This window comes from Pseudobdellovibrionaceae bacterium, from assembly GCA_020635075.1.
Lineage (GTDB): Bacteria > Bdellovibrionota > Bdellovibrionia > Bdellovibrionales > UBA1609 > JADZEO01.
This window is the reverse complement of sequence record JACKAM010000001.1, coordinates 1,215,026-1,230,220: the sequence shown is the minus strand read 5'-3', so window position 1 is coordinate 1,230,220 and position 15,195 is coordinate 1,215,026. Positions and strand designations below refer to the sequence as shown.

16 protein-coding genes are annotated in these 15,195 nt (G+C 50.4%); 11 read left to right on the top strand and 5 right to left on the bottom strand.

The window, feature by feature from the left end; all coding sequences use genetic code 11:
* Positions 1-174: 174 nt before the first annotated feature.
* The 6 genes from H6624_05345 (at position 175) to udk (ending at position 6,437) form a co-directional block, all read left to right on the top strand.
* Entirely contained in the window at positions 175-1,755 is a 1,581-nt protein-coding gene (locus H6624_05345; GenBank protein ID MCB9083744.1) for a peptide chain release factor 3, read from the top strand.
* Between the two features lie 220 nt (positions 1,756-1,975).
* A complete protein-coding gene (locus tag H6624_05340; GenBank protein MCB9083743.1) occupies positions 1,976-2,560 on the top strand; it encodes a PilZ domain-containing protein in 585 nt (194 codons plus the stop codon).
* A gap of 110 nt (positions 2,561-2,670) precedes the next feature.
* Complete coding sequence (locus H6624_05335; GenBank protein MCB9083742.1) at positions 2,671-3,927, top strand: GTP cyclohydrolase II; 1,257 nt, start codon at positions 2,671-2,673, stop codon at positions 3,925-3,927.
* A complete protein-coding gene (locus H6624_05330) occupies positions 3,920-5,164 on the top strand; it encodes a DUF1688 family protein (protein ID MCB9083741.1) in 1,245 nt (414 codons plus the stop codon). The genes H6624_05335 and H6624_05330 overlap by 8 nt, the downstream gene beginning before the upstream one ends.
* Before the next feature lie 8 nt (positions 5,165-5,172).
* Entirely contained in the window at positions 5,173-5,826 is a 654-nt protein-coding gene (upp, locus tag H6624_05325) for a uracil phosphoribosyltransferase (GenBank protein ID MCB9083740.1), read from the top strand.
* Complete coding sequence (gene udk / locus H6624_05320; GenBank protein MCB9083739.1) at positions 5,826-6,437, top strand: uridine kinase; 612 nt, start codon at positions 5,826-5,828, stop codon at positions 6,435-6,437. Before upp ends, udk begins: the two co-directional genes overlap by 1 nt.
* On the opposite strand, the gene H6624_05315 is transcribed toward udk, so the two are convergent.
* The 3 genes from H6624_05315 to H6624_05305 form a co-directional block, all read right to left on the bottom strand.
* Positions 6,406-7,323, bottom strand: a complete 918-nt coding sequence (locus H6624_05315; GenBank protein ID MCB9083738.1) for a hypothetical protein — start codon at positions 7,321-7,323, stop codon at positions 6,406-6,408. The two genes, udk and H6624_05315, sit on opposite strands and share 32 nt — an antisense overlap.
* 12 nt (positions 7,324-7,335) lie before the next feature.
* Complete coding sequence (locus tag H6624_05310; GenBank protein MCB9083737.1) at positions 7,336-7,998, bottom strand: hypothetical protein; 663 nt, start codon at positions 7,996-7,998, stop codon at positions 7,336-7,338.
* A 62-nt stretch (positions 7,999-8,060) separates the two neighbouring features.
* Positions 8,061-9,119, bottom strand: coding sequence for a DUF3179 domain-containing protein (locus H6624_05305; protein ID MCB9083736.1), 1,059 nt, complete (start codon positions 9,117-9,119; stop codon positions 8,061-8,063).
* A 256-nt stretch (positions 9,120-9,375) separates the two neighbouring features.
* Here H6624_05305 and H6624_05300 point away from each other — a divergent pair, with 256 nt between their 5' ends.
* The 5 genes from H6624_05300 (at position 9,376) to H6624_05280 (ending at position 14,115) form a co-directional block, all read left to right on the top strand.
* The gene (locus H6624_05300) at positions 9,376-10,206 is read left to right on the top strand and encodes a flagellin FliC (protein ID MCB9083735.1); all 831 of its coding nucleotides are present in this window, start codon (positions 9,376-9,378) and stop codon (positions 10,204-10,206) included.
* 112 nt (positions 10,207-10,318) lie between these two features.
* Positions 10,319-11,512: a hypothetical protein gene (locus H6624_05295; GenBank protein ID MCB9083734.1), complete on the top strand. Its 1,194-nt coding sequence runs from the start codon at positions 10,319-10,321 to the stop codon at positions 11,510-11,512.
* Positions 11,513-11,690: 178 nt separating this feature from the next.
* Positions 11,691-12,860 carry a hypothetical protein gene (locus H6624_05290; protein MCB9083733.1) on the top strand — a complete coding sequence of 390 codons (1,170 nt, stop codon included), beginning with the start codon at positions 11,691-11,693 and terminating at the stop codon, positions 12,858-12,860.
* Between the two features lie 29 nt (positions 12,861-12,889).
* The gene (locus tag H6624_05285) at positions 12,890-13,837 is read left to right on the top strand and encodes an aminotransferase class IV (GenBank protein ID MCB9083732.1); all 948 of its coding nucleotides are present in this window, start codon (positions 12,890-12,892) and stop codon (positions 13,835-13,837) included.
* Between the two features lie 23 nt (positions 13,838-13,860).
* Positions 13,861-14,115 (top strand): hypothetical protein, encoded by a 255-nt coding sequence (locus H6624_05280; GenBank protein MCB9083731.1) that lies wholly within the window; start codon positions 13,861-13,863, stop codon positions 14,113-14,115.
* A gap of 7 nt (positions 14,116-14,122) precedes the next feature.
* On the opposite strand, the gene H6624_05275 is transcribed toward H6624_05280, so the two are convergent.
* Together H6624_05275 and H6624_05270 are read right to left on the bottom strand one after the other, a co-directional pair.
* A complete protein-coding gene (locus H6624_05275; protein ID MCB9083730.1) occupies positions 14,123-14,590 on the bottom strand; it encodes a hypothetical protein in 468 nt (155 codons plus the stop codon).
* Between the two features lie 76 nt (positions 14,591-14,666).
* Complete coding sequence (locus tag H6624_05270) at positions 14,667-15,188, bottom strand: Hsp20/alpha crystallin family protein (GenBank protein ID MCB9083729.1); 522 nt, start codon at positions 15,186-15,188, stop codon at positions 14,667-14,669.
* Positions 15,189-15,195 lie beyond the last annotated feature (7 nt).

The following is a 15,195-nucleotide window of genomic DNA, read 5'->3' as shown; positions in this document are numbered from 1 at the left end:
GGGCACGAACCAGCGAAAAAGCGGCCCTAAACCCATTATTCCTTGGGGAGGGCGCTGAAATTCCTGCCTTTAATCCTTGAATTAGCAAGGTTTGGTCCAGGCTAGGACTTCATCTCGGGACCAACCTGTGATAGGAAATGGGCTTTCCCCCTATTCCAGCAGACAGGATCAGTCATGAGTTCAGGTACCATTGGTGAAGAAGTGCAGAAGAGACGAACCTTCGCCATTATCTCCCACCCCGATGCAGGGAAGACCACAATCACTGAAAAAATTCTCTATGAAGGGGGAGTGATACGGGAGGCCGGTGAGGTCAAAGGTAAGGCTGGGACTAAGGCGGCCACCTCTGATTGGATGGTTTTGGAACAGCAAAGGGGTGTCTCGATCACATCGAGCGCGTTACAACTGGAGTTTAATGGACTTCACATCAACCTTTTGGATACGCCTGGCCACAAGGACTTTGGTGAGGATACGTATCGAACCTTAATCGCCGCCGATTCAGCGGCCATGTTGATTGATGCGGCGAAAGGGGTTGAGGCCCAAACTCGAAAGCTCTATGAGGTGTGTCGACTGCGAAAAATCCCAATTTTCACCTTTGCCAATAAGATGGACCGCGAGGGCAAAGAGCCTTTGGAATTAATCGATGATGTGGAAAACACACTCGGGATGCGATGTTATCCCATGACCTGGCCAATTGGCATGGGTGATCGGTTCCGCGGGTTGTTTCACCGCCAGCAAAACAAGGTCTATCTGTTTACTCGCGGAGTGGAGGAACCAACTGTTCACGATGTGACGGGATGGGAAGACCCACAGATAGGGCAATGGGTTGAGGAGGAATTGTTATTGAAATTTCATGAGGACATGGAGCTCTTGGAGGGAGCACTCGGGCCCTTTGAGTCCGAGGAGTTCTTAGCCGGCGATGTGAGTCCCATGACTTTTGGCAGTGCCAAGTTTAATTGGGGAGTGGACCTGTTTTTGGAGTTGTTCAGCCAATTTGCTCCACCTCCGGGGTCCCGTCATGTTTCTACTGGTGAGGTGGACCCCAAGGATGGTAAATTTTCCGGATTCGTATTCAAGATTCAGGCGAATATGGACAAGAAACATCGGGATCGTATTGCCTTTATTCGTGTTTGTTCAGGGAAGTTCGTTCGCGGCATGAAGGTCAAACACGTGAGACTGGGAAGAGACTTGCGATTGGCCTATGCCAGTCAATTTCAGGCTCGAGAAAGGGAAACGGTCGACGAGGCCTTTGCTGGAGACATTGTCGGGATCGTGGATACTGGCTACTTTCAAATTGGAGACACCATTACTGAAGGCCGTGACTTTGAATTCGACAAAATTCCTCGTTTTTCGCCGGAAATCTTTGGTCGACTGTCGGTGAAAGATCCCTTGAAGCGCAAACAACTTCAAAAAGGTGTCCAGCAGTTGTCTGAAGAGGGAATGATCCAGAAATTCTTTGATCCAGTGGTTGGCCAACAGGACCCAATCCTGGGCGTGGTGGGGGAACTGCAACTGGATGTTCTCATGTTCCGTCTTAATGATGAATACAAACTGGATGTCAAACTGGAAAGGCTCCCTTACTCGGTGGCCCGGTGGCCACGCAAGGAAGGACTGCCGGCTAAAGACCTTAAGGGCGGGGCACGGATTTTTCATGACGACAATGAGGAGCCAGTTCTCTTGCTGGAAAAGGAATGGGATTTGCGTTGGCTGGAAAAGGAAAATCCCGACCTCAGTTTTCACATTTCCGGGCGGGTTTAAGGCCTTTCGCTTTGTCGAGATGCCTGTCTCAATCTGAGGCATTCAAGACTTCATAACTCTGAGGAAGTGTTGGATTTTTTGTCTCCCAGCTCTCCATGGGTGATCACTTTGACAGTTTCGGGGACTTTGGGAGGCTTTTGGCCCTCTCCTATGGTCTATCCTTTGCTCCAACAAATGTTGGCAGCATCTCTATTCGGGATTCAGAAGGGTTTGGTGCGTAGTGAGCAAGAAGGCAATTGATCCAACAGACCAGATGATTGAAGTTGAACCAGATGAAACCGACGGTGACACCATCACCCAGGTTCCCTTGCGCTCCTTGCTGGTTGATGACGAGAAGACCGCCGATATTCCGGTTCTAAATTCAGAGCCACCTAGACCTCCCCGGCCCGTGCTCAACGCCGCAGCCCTACAGAAGGCAATGACAGTTTGTCGTCGGCAAGTGGCGCGGGTGCCAGTCGTCGGCCCGATCATGATCCTTGATGGAGATGGCACGATTATCTGTAAGGGTACCGGGCATAACATTAGCCAAAAGGGAATGGGCGCGCAGATCTATCACCGGAAACAACGTATTGAAGTTGGACAAAAGGTGGTTTTGGAAATCTTTGGCAATAGGGGTCTAAAACCCTTTCGCGCAGAAGCGGAAGTCCTTAATCTATACTCGCGACATAAGCAGGGTAAGCTTGCCTACTGGGGCATTGGATTGCGTTGGACGAACTTGAGCGCATTGGTAGTGAAACTACTTGAGGATTATACAAGGGTCTCTGGGACTACATTAGGTGGTTTCGATTACCGCGAGCGCGTCTAGATCTTTGATTTCTGGCAATGCATCGAGTCAGCAGAACCGGCATTGGCCGGTATTTTCCTTGATCCCGCTTAATCCTTGTTGGGAAACTGAAGTTCTAGGGAAAAGACTTCATGAAGAAACATCCACTCGCCTCTCATGTTATTTTGACCTCTCATCCCAGTCAGAAGTTTAAGCATGTTCTGCCGGTCCACTGGGGAGAGCGGGACCCGAACCAGCGTGGACCAGTGGTCGCCACATTGACGAATCCATCCTTACGGAACGCCATTGGCACCCACAGTGGGAGCTATTCGGTCTATCGTGCTTTGGCCACCGCGGCGGGCCACCTGCCCCGTGATTTTCGTCCTGACCTCACAAACACCTCTCCGCCGGTGGCGATTGGTCCCTACGATTCCTGGTGGTCCCCTGAGAAGATTGTTTCCATTGACCCTTGGGGAGCTGTTGTTTCTGATGTATTTGCTGAGCAGATAAAAGGCGGGCTCGATGTTCGCCCCACCATCGCTGTAACCCGGGCGCACATCTATCTGCCGGAAATGAAGGAAGCCATTGAGCAAGGACGAGTGAAGGTTGATGGCAAAATTGTCGGTAACCATTTTGACGTCAGTGTCACCAAGGCGGCGGTCGAACCGGTTTGGTATTTGCCTGGCGTAGCTGCGCGCTATGGAATCACCGAAGGGGATTTGCGCAAGGGACTCTTTCAGGATACGGGGGGGATGTTCCCCGAGCTCATCACCCGCGAGGATCTAAAGGTATTTCTTCCTCCAATTGGCAGTACCACGATTTATTTCTTTGGTGATCCGGCAAAGGTGGCGGATAAGAACTTCGAACTCACAGTGCGTGTTCACGATGAGTGTAATGGCTCTGATGTTTTTGGTTCAGACATTTGCACCTGCCGTCCCTACCTTGTCCATGGAGTAGAAGAGGCCATTCGTACGGCTCAAAACGGCGGAGCCGGGCTTATTGTTTATTTTCGCAAAGAGGGTAGGGCCCTTGGCGAAGTGACCAAGTTTCTGGTCTACAATGCCCGTAAAAGGCAAGAGGGTGGGGATTCAGCGGCCACTTATTTTTATCGCACTGAGTGTGTGGCCGGAGTGCAGGATATGCGTTTTCAGGAATTGATGCCCGACATCCTACAATGGTTGGGGATTCAGCGGATCGATAACTTTATCTCCATGAGCGACATGAAGCACGATGCTATTGCCGCAAGTGGTATCGAGATTGTTAATCGTGTACCCATTCCCGACGATCGTATTCCGGAAGATGCCAAGGTGGAGATTGAGGCCAAAAAGGCGGCAGGTTATTTTTCTCCTGAGGGACATTTGCAGGATGAAAAACTTAAGAATGTGAAGGGGCGAGGCCTGGATGAGTGATCAGGTTTTGCCCTTTACTCAGGCGGGTCTGGACGAGGTGTTTTCACCCTCACGTATTCGCAGCCAGGCGCAAAAGCTCAAAGATTTTTGTGAAGCAGGTGAGGGGAGTTTTGTTCTTCACGAAGAAAAGCTTCCTCAGGTGATTGAGTATGTCAATAAAGTGATTGATACCCGCCATCCGAAGGGCGAGATTCCTTACCACTCGCGGGAGGGGCATTTTCAAGTGGGCGGAGTTGACCGCTTAGCTCGGCTTAACGAAGTTTTAAAGGGTATCGATCGCTTGGAAAAGGTGCGTGCCAAATTGGATCTGATGATCGTGTCAGTCTTGCTGGATGCCGGAGCAGGAACCCAGTGGCAATATCTGGAAACTGCAACCGGAAAGCTGGTGTCCCGCTCTGAGGGTCTGGCTGTAGCATCTCTCGATATGTTTTTGCGTGGGGCTTTTTCCAGCGAGCCGCAGACTAAATGGCAGGCAGATGGAGGTGGTCTTCTTCATCTAACCAAAGAGCGGTTGTCAGAGGGTTTTCAGGTTTCTGTCGGCAATCCGTTGGTGGGGGTGGATGGGCGACTGAGTCTGATGCATTCTCTGGGTCACGTGGTTGAAGAGGACAAAGAAGTTTTTGGCGGGTTTTATTCTCGCCCAGGGCATATTCTAGACCTCCTGATGCGTAAGTATCCCAACCAAAAACTACCGGCATCAGATCTTTTGAAGCTCTTGTTAAAGTCACTCAGCCCCATTTGGCCGGATCGCGTTCGCATGGGGACATTTAATCTGGGAGATGTGTGGCACCATCCCGCCTTGGGTGGCAGGGATTCTTGGGAGGGCCTCCAGCCCTTTCATAAATTGACCCAGTGGTTGACCTACTCCCTTTTAAGTCCCCTTGAAGAGGCAGGATTTGAGGTCATAGGTCTTAATGATTTAACCGGCCTGCCGGAGTATCGCAACGGTGGTTTGCTGGTTGATTCGGGCCTGATCAGTTTGCGAAAGCCGGAGTTGCTGGATGAAACTCACCGCCCCGGTAGTCCCTTGGTTGTCGAGTGGCGGGCATTAACGATTCATTACCTGGATTCCATCCACAAGGGTCTCTGCCAGCTCAGAGGAACAAGTCCGGTGGACTTTCCCCTAGTCAAAGCTCTGGAAGGGGGAACCTGGTGGGCCGGTCGGAAAATTGCCAATGAAAAACGTCCGGGCGGAGCGCCGCCGATTAAGCTGGCGAGCGACGGCACTGTTTTTTAGGAGTCATCATGAATGATGTGAAGACAAAAGAATTTTGCCGGGTGGTCCGGCACCCAGTTCTTCAGCACAAGCTGTGTCAGTTGAGAAACAGAAAGACCACGCCATGGATGTTTCGTGATTTGATGGAGGATGTGAGTCAGTTGCTGGCTTATGAAGTAGCTAGGGATCTGAACTTGAAGGCCGTGGATGTTGAGACTCCCATGCGTGAAACCAAAGGCTATAAGATTGCCGATAAGTTGGTTTTGGTGGCTATCATGCGCGCCGGAACGGGGATGTTAAACGGCATGCAGCGTCTAATGTCATTTGCGGGCGTGGGTCACATTGGAATTTACCGGGATAAATTCGTCAAAAGTACGGTGGAGTATTATTTTCGGCTTCCTAAAGATGTTGAGGGGGCCAAGGTGATCCTGCTCGACCCCATGTTGGCCACAGGAGATACAGCAGTCGCGTCCATCACTCGTCTGAAGGAATTTAATGTCTCGGAAATCAAGTTTGTTACGTTGATTGCCTCCCGTCCGGGGCTGGAAAAGGTCCATGAGTGGCACCCTGATGTGGAGATCTACACATTAAGTGTTGAACCCGAGTTGGATGAAAATGGCTATATTCTGCCAGGCATCGGCGATGCTGGTGATCGTTTGTATGGAACGGGAGACGACGTCTAATGCCCGACCAATCGGGCGCCTGCATCCTCGGCATAAGTGGCGGGAGCGGTTCGGGCAAAACCACCCTGGCACGGGAACTGGTTCGCCGGCTAGGGGAGCGGGGGACCATTCTTTATCAGGACTGGTATTATCGTGACCAAAGCCACCGTTTTGATTTTGATGGAGGGCAGGTAAACTTCGATCATCCGGACGCCCTAGAATTCGAACTTATGGCCCAACATTTGACAGCCTTGAGACGAGGCGACCCGATTGAAGTTCCCCAATATGATTTCGCCACTCATCGGCGGTTGCCAGAAACCATGAAGTTTCCCTGTCGCCCGGTTGTGATTGTCGATGGAATCTTGATTCTTCACTCTGAACTGGTGAGGCCCTTGTTTCATCTCAGCGTTTTTGTGGAAACCAGTGAGGATGTCCGATTTCAGAGGCGGTTAGCCCGGGATGTGGCGGAGAGAGGGCGAACTCCTGATGGGGTTTCCAATCAGTTTAAACTTCAGGTCAAACCCATGCATGATCAATTTGTGGAGCCTTCTCGCTTCCATGCCGATCATTTGATTTCAGGGGAAAGGGATTTTTCCGAAATCATTGCCGGGATTCTTCAGTCCCTTCCTTAAGGGAGAGGGCAAAGCTCTCAGCTTTTTTGGAGTAACTTGTGCTCAGAGCTTCGACTTGTTGGCGGGCGGAGTCGTAATCCATTTTGACTTCTTCCACCTCTGCCCAATCAGGGTCAATGCTGCGAATGATGGATTTACCTTTATTCTTTTTGGCAAAGTCATCGCGAATTTGCTCTAATCGGTGGTTTTTAAGCTGGATCTGCTTGCGGATCTCGCTCATGTCTTCGATTAGAAGAAACATTTCGCGCTCGCGCGCCGCTTGGGTAGGGCCCTGTCGGGTTTTAAACTTGTTGTAAGCGACCTCTTTACCATCTAAGTCCTGGGCCAATCGAGCGTCGACCTGGGCGATAAGACTTATGGCCTCATTAATGCGGCCAACGACGTCACCAGGCTTTACCTGTGTGAACAACTGGTTCTCAGTCAGGGTTTGGGCGAAGGCATTGGACGAATCAGAGTACTGGGCAAGTGCCAAATTCAACTGTTCTGCTTCTGATTTAAAGTCCTCGCGAAGGTGGGTGACAGAATCCCAGCGCCCCTCGGTGGAAGTGATTTTTTTACTGTTACCCGCCAAATGAACAAATTGATTGTGAAGGACATGAAGCTTTGATTGGTGTTTTTGCAGGAGTTCCAGCTTTGATTTCATCGATTGGTGATAAGTTTGAGCGGTCTGCAAAGGGCCATCCTTGTTGGCGGGTGGCTTCGCCGTTATCCCCGTCCAAATCGCAGATTTGTTCTTAAAATCAGTCTGGGCTTTGCCCAGAGCTTGATCAGTCTTGAGGAGGGCCTGATCAAAGGCGGTTTTGGTTTCTTTGACGTCGTACACACGCAAGACAGCACAAGAGGGGAGGAGGATGAGGGTGAACAACAGGGGCAACCAGGTATTCATTGGAGCGACCTCCTAGGAAATCTCCAGATTTTTCATGACTGTTGTCACGGCCTTTTCACTTAGCTGGACATTCATGACAAGGATAACAACATCTCCCTGATAGGTGAAGAAGGCGTGTTCGAGCATGGAGTTGAAGAAGTACACCCGGCCCCGATGGAGAGACTGCTGTTTTCCTTCGAGTAGGAATGTGTACTGCAAAGGGTCCCCTTTAATGATTGAGAGGAAGCGAAATCCGTTAAAAGGATACCCATAGGTATCGCGGTGAGGAGGGAAGAACCCGCCGGTCTCAAATTTTAAAAAATGGCAGCGTCCCAGTTCCCCTTGAAAAGTCTCAAAAAGAGGGGCCATCGACCGGCAGGCGCGAAGCACCTCGGTGGGTTGATTGAAGTCCATTTCATCGTAATTGGTGTTATTGATTCTGTTGTATTCCGGAACAGAATCCAGGTCGGGAACTCCTGAAAGTCCACCGTCCATGCTCGTCAAACTGAGGCCAAATCGTTTGTACCCTGGCTTTCTCGGATTATAAGGCTTCCAATCCCCGACAAAGGGTTCGAGCTCTTTAATGACCTCATGGGCTGGCAGGCGGATGTTAATTGTGTAGATGTTCCCGAGATGGCAAAGTAGGGAATAGAGCTTCATCAACTCCATTCTTTCTTCTCTTGGTACCTTATCCATGTCCGTCGTCCCTTCCTTGGCTTAACATATAGACTAATGGACATAAGCCAGGCAGGCAATGGCTATGGGTTGGTTTCGTCAGGCTTATGACCAAAAAGGGGTGACTCAGGGTAAGAGGAGACCCATTCGTACCACTCAGCGATATAGAAATCGGCTCGTTCCAGAGGTTCCTGTTTCGATAGTGGTTCTCCTACCAGAGACCAGCGCAGTTCGCCATTGCGAATGTGCTGGCTGCTCTCGTCAAAGCTCCAGCCCTCGATAGTCAGACCATTAAGCCAGAAGACAAGCGCCGAACGCAATTGGCGCGGGATCACTAGGATTTGACCGCCATCAAGCTCAAAAATTTTAGGTTCAGGCGAAAGATTAATATCACGGAGGGGAATGGCGATTTCGCCTTGGCCATGCTGTGGGGGCATGCCGACGACAGGAGCATTTAATGGTAAGCGTAAGTCATTGGTGTTCGAAGTCGGGAAGAAGTACTCGGGAATATACGGGTGACCAAAGGCAGTTCTCTCATCCGTGCCATGTTCGCGAAGGAGCAGTTCTCTTGAGGCGACAACGACCTCAGAATCTGGGAAGTTGGACTTCCAATCCTTCCATGTTGCCACTTGAGTGCTCAGTCGCTCAAGCTTGAGGCCTGAAAGTCTTCCTCCGCCCGCGACACCACGGAAGGGGTGCCAGGTAGAGAGGGTTTGGTGGTCACAGATCTCATAGGTTCCTTTGGCAAAGCCACAGACCTTAAAAGTTAATGTCGTGTCGTCCTCTAGCTCTTCGACGGTGGCGATAAAAGCGCTGGCGCCACTGCATACCTCACAAAGGGTGACCAAGACAGGCAATCGTCCATAGGAGTCATTCACCACATGGTAGCTCACCAACACCCACCAAGGGTAGGCCCGACCCCCATGGGGAGTGATAACACCCACAACAATATCTTCGTCCTCCATATGAGTTGCAGCCGCAACTTTGGTCGTTGAGGGGTTATTGAGAGGCAGGGAAAACGGGCGGGTATTGACTGGTACAGGCAGGTGAATTTCCGGTGGGTCCTGATCCCTTTTTAAACCGGTACGCAAGAGGGCAATACTGACAGCTACAATGATCAGTCCAGCCAGGAATTTAGGCATGATTTGTCCGAGCAAGATCCACCTCAAATTATCTTGTCTTTAGGATAGTATTTAAGATCGAAACTCGACAAAAAGGAAGGCCTTCTTATCGGAGGGCTTGATAAAGGACCAGTCTCGCTCCGCTTTAGTCTTAAGCGCAAAGACCAGATTCCCCTACCAAAGGGGTCTTCCCGCATAAAGTCCTGTCAAAATGCCGCCAGGACTTCCGATTGAAGACATAAGTCTCCTTGACCTAAGGGGAATAGAAGAGGGCAGTATGGGATTGAGAATATCAACCAATATTTCCGCTCTTCAGGGACGAAGACAGCTATTTAAGACATCTTTGGCCATGGATAGTGCGACCGCAAGGTTGGCCAGTGGAGATCGAATTAACAAAGCTGCAGACGATGCGGCCGGGCTCTCTGTTTCGGAAGGGATAAAAGCCACGATCCGCTCAATTCGCCAGGCCAACCGCAATGCAAATGACGGGATTTCTATGGTTCAGGTGGCCGAAGGAGGCCTGAATGAGGTCGCTAACATTGTGACACGACTCCGGGAGCTCGGAATCCAGGCGGCGAGTGATACGGTGGGGGACACGGAGCGTGGATTTATTCAAAAGGAAGTAAATCAGCTCAAAAACGAAATCGACCGAATTGCACTGGTCACCCGCTGGGGAGCCACCCACTTATTGGATGGGACCGCCCAGGAATTGGATTTTCAAGTGGGTGTGTTTAACGACGACTTTGAAGATCGGATTACCTTTGATTCGTCAGTCAATAATGCCCGACTGGAAAGTTTAGATCTTGCTGATCTCAATTTTGCTGAAAAAGCCGGGGCTCAGGCAGGGTTAGAAGTCCTTGATGATGCTCTGGTTCACGTCAATGAAATGAGGTCCAACCTAGGGGCATTGGATACCAGATTGCACCACTCGCTTGCCAATATGCTGATTTATGAAGAAAACATGAGTGCCGCAAAAATGCGCATTCGGGACACGGATTTCGCCGAGGCCTCTTCGGATATGGTCCGTGAACAAATTCTTCATCAAGCGGCAATAGTGACCATTGCTCAGGCGAATCAATCCGCTGGCGTAGCATTGAAGCTCCTCTGATGCGGCCACCCGATTCTAGGGTGAGCCTAATGCGCCGCATATCCCGGCGTGACTCTTTGATTTCACCTCTGTCTATGGTTCAATTCAAGAGATTGTAACAGGAGAGGATGCCATGAGAATGACTTTGAGTTTAGTTATCAGTTTGTTTTTTGTCGGGCAGGCAAGTGCTTCGGGCCTGGCCGGAGTGGGAACTGAAGTTTCCTATAAATGTAAAAGTGGTCCGGGGAAGACACGCACCGTGCTTTTTTATGGAGATCGAGGATCTCTGTCGAGCCTCTACATGCAGTTTGGGTCTGGAGGTAAGGGTGATATTACCATCGAGTATGATGCGGAGCTTTGGCAGTACCTTTCAGGTATTGGAGGCTGGAACCAAGAGGGGGATTTGCTCAAGATTCTCACCCCTAAGTCGGGGAATTTGACGTCGGCCAATAACTTAAAAGAGGGCTCCACCTATACCGGTGTCGTCACCTACTGGGATCGTCGGATGTCCTACGACATGAAGATGTCGATCCAGGTGGGTAAAGCGACCAGAGAAAAGACCGCCCTGGGGGCTCAGAACCTTATTCCTGTGACCACCACTATTGAGAATGCAGATGGTAAAGGCGGGAAGGCGACAGTATCGGTCAAATTCAGCCCGGTTTTTCGCTTTAATGTCGAGGAAAAGATCGCGGGAGCCCTGCCTGAACGAGGCTGGGATTGTGTCACTGCAGGCATAAAAATGGATAAGGAGCTGGCCAAATCTGCGGGTACTCAGTTCGCATGGCCGGACAAGGGGACAGTGCTCAAATATCAGTGCAAAGGAGACACCAAAGAGCTAGAATACACCATTCAAAGCGCGGGAACGGGAAATTCAGTTATCAAGCTGGTGAAAGATGGCAAGGCCACTGAGGTGGAAACGCCGCCGTGGCTTTTTTACGCCGGCCTCGTGAAGAAGATTTCGGCCAATGGCAAGGTGATTCGCACCTTTGATACTGGTGGGAATGGTTTGACTCCCCTCGCAGGGGCCGGGGTGAAGCCGGGAGCCTATCATGGAACAGTGAATATCCCTCAAGTTAAGGATGGAAAGTTCACCATCCGCGTGGCCATTCATCCAGAGACGACCTACAAGACAACGCCATTTGGATTGGTCGACATTGTGCCGGTTGTGACTTCCCGCTCGTCAGCGACTGATTTGGTTAACTCCAAGTTCTTTTATTCCAAAGAGCTCAAGGCGCCGGTGTGGTTTTCTTTGGATCAGAAATTTGGTGGGGCACTTAATCGGGAATGCACACTTATGACCCACAGTACCTATAAGAAAAAGGGCTAGTGAATCTCTGCCATTCTTAATAGACAAAACGAAGAGCGATCCCTCAAGGGATCGCTTTTTTTATGAGTAGTTGCCGCCTCGCAGTGAAAGTGGGGCAATTGACCTCAAGGCCGGATTTTGAGAAGACAGTGACTCTGGATAAGGTTACGATATTGGTAAACTTTTAGGGAAGGCGTGTATGAAAAAGACGGTCGTTATGTTTGCTCTCATGCTTTTGGCACTACCTGTTGCCTGTCAGCAGGCTGAAAAAAAAGGGGAAAGTGAAAATTGGCCCTCGCAAATGCAAAATCTGGAGCAATCGCTAAACCACATGATCCCACTCATTTATGATCGTGCAGAGTTTACTGACTCCCGTAATGAAAAGAAGATCCGTGCGGGGATGGAGTCTTTCTCTAAAAGTGTTCACAATATTTCACCGGACAAATCAAAAGAGCTTGTAGGGCAGGACCCATTATTCACGTTTACCTTAAATCGGTTCCGCGGCGATTTAAATCGTGCCGTTGAAGGCTTTGACTCTGGCCATAAGGAGTACAGCCGCAGCGTGATGAAGTCGGTGGTGGGTCATTGTTTCCGTTGTCACACCCGCAATGCTGTGGGACCTGAGTTTAAAGGTGGCGGCCTGGACTTGGCGGGACTTAAATTAAATCGCTTGGAGAAGTCCGACCTATTGGTCGCCAGTCGGCGCTACGATGAGGCTCTGACAACACTTGAATCGGTCATTGACGACAACAAAGAAGGCCGTGATTTTCCTTTTGAAGTGGAAAGAGCCCTGCGTCGTTACCTTTCCTTGATGGTGAGAGTGAAGAAAGAGCCCTCACGAGCCATCACCAAGTTGGATCAATTCTTAGAGCGGAAGGCCGTGCCCTATTACCTGATTGAAGACACTCGCAAATGGAAAAAGTCTTTGGAGTCCTGGTCCAGCTCGATTAAGGGTGGGACTTCGGCTAAAAACCCGATCCGCACAGCAAAGAACATGATTCAAAAGGCACGCAAAGGGCAGGAGTACCGCAAGGATCATAGCTCTGATGTGGAATATTTGGTAGCTACGACGATTCTTCATGACGGATTAACCGGAATGAAGCGCGCCAGCCAATTAGCCGAGGCCTATTTCCTCCTCGGTGAAAGTTATGAGGTCCTCGGTGACTTGGGATACTGGAATCTTCATGAATTCTATTTTGAATCCTGTGTCCGTGAGTGGCCCAAGGGCCCCTTGGCCCGTAAGTGCTACGAGCGTTTGGAAGAAAGTGTTTTTGTTGGTTATTCCGGTAGTTCGGGGGTTCATGTTCCCTATCACGAGAAGAAGCGACTCAACGAACTGAAAAACCTGATTAGTGTAGACCCCATGTAATCAAAGATGGGGTCTCCGGAGGCGGTGACATGGATGTCCTCTCCACAGATAAAGTCCTAGAGGTTCTTCGCCTCAAGACGGCTTATGCCAATGACAAGTATCTTGCCATGTACTCCACCTGGTTTGGTGGAGTGGTGACGGAGCCAGCCTTGATGACGGTTCCGGTGGATGATCATATGGTTCATCGTGGCGATGGGGTGTTTGAAGCCTTTCGGTCTCGGCAGGGAACACTGTTGGAGATGGATGCTCATTTGGACCGACTGGAGAGATCGGCAGGTTCATTGGGAATTCACCTTCCCCATGGCCGAGAGGAGATCTTCCGGATCTGCGTGGAAATGATGAATTTGGCTCCAGGCCAGGATGTTCTTTTTCGCCTGTATGTTTCACGGGGGCCTGGAGGTTTTACCACCAACCCCTATGAATGTGTGGCCAGTCAGCTCTATATTGTCATGACTCTGTTTAAGCCTTATCCCGCAGAGAAATACGCAGAGGGCGTGTCAGCCGTTACGAGCCATGTGTTAGCCAAGCCAGCACCTTTTAGCCAAATCAAGAGCTGTAATTACCTGCCTAACGTCATGATGAAGAAAGAATCCGTGGATCGCGGAGTGGACTTTACCGTTTGTTTTACAGAAGACGGCTTCTTGGGTGAAGGCTCCACAGAAAATATCTTGATTGTAACTGACATGGGAGAGGTGTTAGCCCCACTTTTTGATTATACTCTTCAAGGGACAACCCTGTTGCGAGTTCTGGAGTTGGCGCGAAACCTCATTGGGCCCGGTACGGGAGTCAGCCGGGTGGACCTGGAAAAACTACGACATGAGGATTTGGCTCGAGCCAAAGAAGTGATGTTGGCGGGCACAACCATCGGGGTTTTACCCGTAACAAGGTGGGAATCCAAAACCGTGGGTTCAGGAAGGCCCGGGCCTGTGTTCCAGTTATTGCATACCGAACTCAAGAAGCTTTATGGTGACTTTTAAAGATGCTGTGCAGGAGAAAAATCATGCGGGGACTTTTGGCTCTACTTTTAGTTGGAACACTCATCACTTTAGTGCCGGGTTGTAAGTGCGGGCGTGAGGCAGAGGATGATCCCAATGACACTCTTGAGCAGGTCAGCGAAGAAGTGGAAGAGGGAGACCCCAGTATGATGGATGAGACCGAAAGCGTGGGTCCTGATCCAGCGCTTGAGGAACTTCCCCCAGAACCCCTTGAGGCCGACGAATCCAGTGATGGCGCCGGCCTTTCTGAAGGGGAGTAGTCGCTAATTAAAAGTGTGTTGCAGTGGGTGCCTGTGCGTAGACAGGTGCCTGGCTGTACACAGGGGAAAATGCTGTGGCCTGAGACTGGTGCCAACGCTGACGCTCCACGAATTCATTGGTCCAGGGAGCCTGGTGACCAAAAGTTTGAAAATTGACGGGAGCGCTTACTGCGGATCCGTAAAAAGGCAGATTCTGGCCGTAGAATGGCTGTTGCACCAAGTAGGGATTTTGCACCCCATAGAAGGCTTGCTGAGCGAGATAGGGGTTTGGTGTCGTGAAAACGGGCTGGCCATAGAAAGGCTGGGAGCCGTAGATCGATGTTTGCGGGTAAATGGCGGGCACATTGTGACCCATGCCATAGCTGATTCCATGCATAGACATGCGCACCTGATTTAAGGCATCAATGGTTTGGCAAATGCGGTCATTGAGCAGTTGCAGTTTTTGTAGGTCGATTTTTGCTGTCGCTTTTTCCATGGGGTCCTCCATGATTGAGTTGAGCTCCTTCGAAATGAAAGAGCCGGATTTTTAAAAGTGTCTGACAAAATTGGTTTTAGTGTTTTCCGGTTTTGGCAGAGGAAGTCGAATTCTCGTCTCCACCTTTGGGAATTTGAATTTCCAACACTCCGTCGATGACTTGAGAGTGGAGGCGAGCCGTGGCAACTCCGAGAGGGAGAATGATTTCCCGCTGAAAGGGGCCTACGGTTTTCTCAGTCACACGCAGGGTGTAACCGGCTTCGGGAGCCCGCGGTTTGCGTGAACCCGACACAAAGAGGACGTTGCCCCGAATCGACAGGTCGATATCCTCTTTTTTGACTCCGGCAAGGTCCAGCTTGATCAAATACTCTCGCTCGTTTTCCCAAACCGACATGGGTGGAGTCCAAATTTGGGCAGGCGGGATCACTGCCGGATTCTGCAGGAGGGTCACCAAATCTTCAATACGACGTTCGATGGTAACAACTGGATCAGTCTCTGGGTGAAGAGGAGCATAAGTCCCTTGATGTTCACTTGCCGAGCGACCGGTTACAACGTGAAAGAGTTTTTCAATCTGTTCAATGCTTTGTTCAATGGTCATACTCTTG

Coding starts and splice junctions, on each gene's coding strand:
- H6624_05345 (MCB9083744.1), top strand. CDS start 175: ATGAGTTCAGGTACCATTGGTGAAGAAGTGCAGAAGAGACGAACCTTC.
- H6624_05335 (MCB9083742.1), top strand. CDS start 2,671: ATGAAGAAACATCCACTCGCCTCTCATGTTATTTTGACCTCTCATCCC.
- H6624_05330 (MCB9083741.1), top strand. CDS start 3,920: ATGAGTGATCAGGTTTTGCCCTTTACTCAGGCGGGTCTGGACGAGGTG.
- upp (MCB9083740.1), top strand. CDS start 5,173: ATGAATGATGTGAAGACAAAAGAATTTTGCCGGGTGGTCCGGCACCCA.
- udk (MCB9083739.1), top strand. CDS start 5,826: ATGCCCGACCAATCGGGCGCCTGCATCCTCGGCATAAGTGGCGGGAGC.
- H6624_05315 (MCB9083738.1), bottom strand. CDS start 7,323: ATGAATACCTGGTTGCCCCTGTTGTTCACCCTCATCCTCCTCCCCTCT.
- H6624_05310 (MCB9083737.1), bottom strand. CDS start 7,998: ATGGATAAGGTACCAAGAGAAGAAAGAATGGAGTTGATGAAGCTCTAT.
- H6624_05305 (MCB9083736.1), bottom strand. CDS start 9,119: ATGCCTAAATTCCTGGCTGGACTGATCATTGTAGCTGTCAGTATTGCC.
- H6624_05300 (MCB9083735.1), top strand. CDS start 9,376: ATGGGATTGAGAATATCAACCAATATTTCCGCTCTTCAGGGACGAAGA.
- H6624_05295 (MCB9083734.1), top strand. CDS start 10,319: ATGAGAATGACTTTGAGTTTAGTTATCAGTTTGTTTTTTGTCGGGCAG.
- H6624_05290 (MCB9083733.1), top strand. CDS start 11,691: ATGAAAAAGACGGTCGTTATGTTTGCTCTCATGCTTTTGGCACTACCT.
- H6624_05285 (MCB9083732.1), top strand. CDS start 12,890: ATGGATGTCCTCTCCACAGATAAAGTCCTAGAGGTTCTTCGCCTCAAG.
- H6624_05280 (MCB9083731.1), top strand. CDS start 13,861: ATGCGGGGACTTTTGGCTCTACTTTTAGTTGGAACACTCATCACTTTA.
- H6624_05275 (MCB9083730.1), bottom strand. CDS start 14,590: ATGGAAAAAGCGACAGCAAAAATCGACCTACAAAAACTGCAACTGCTC.
- H6624_05270 (MCB9083729.1), bottom strand. CDS start 15,188: ATGACCATTGAACAAAGCATTGAACAGATTGAAAAACTCTTTCACGTT.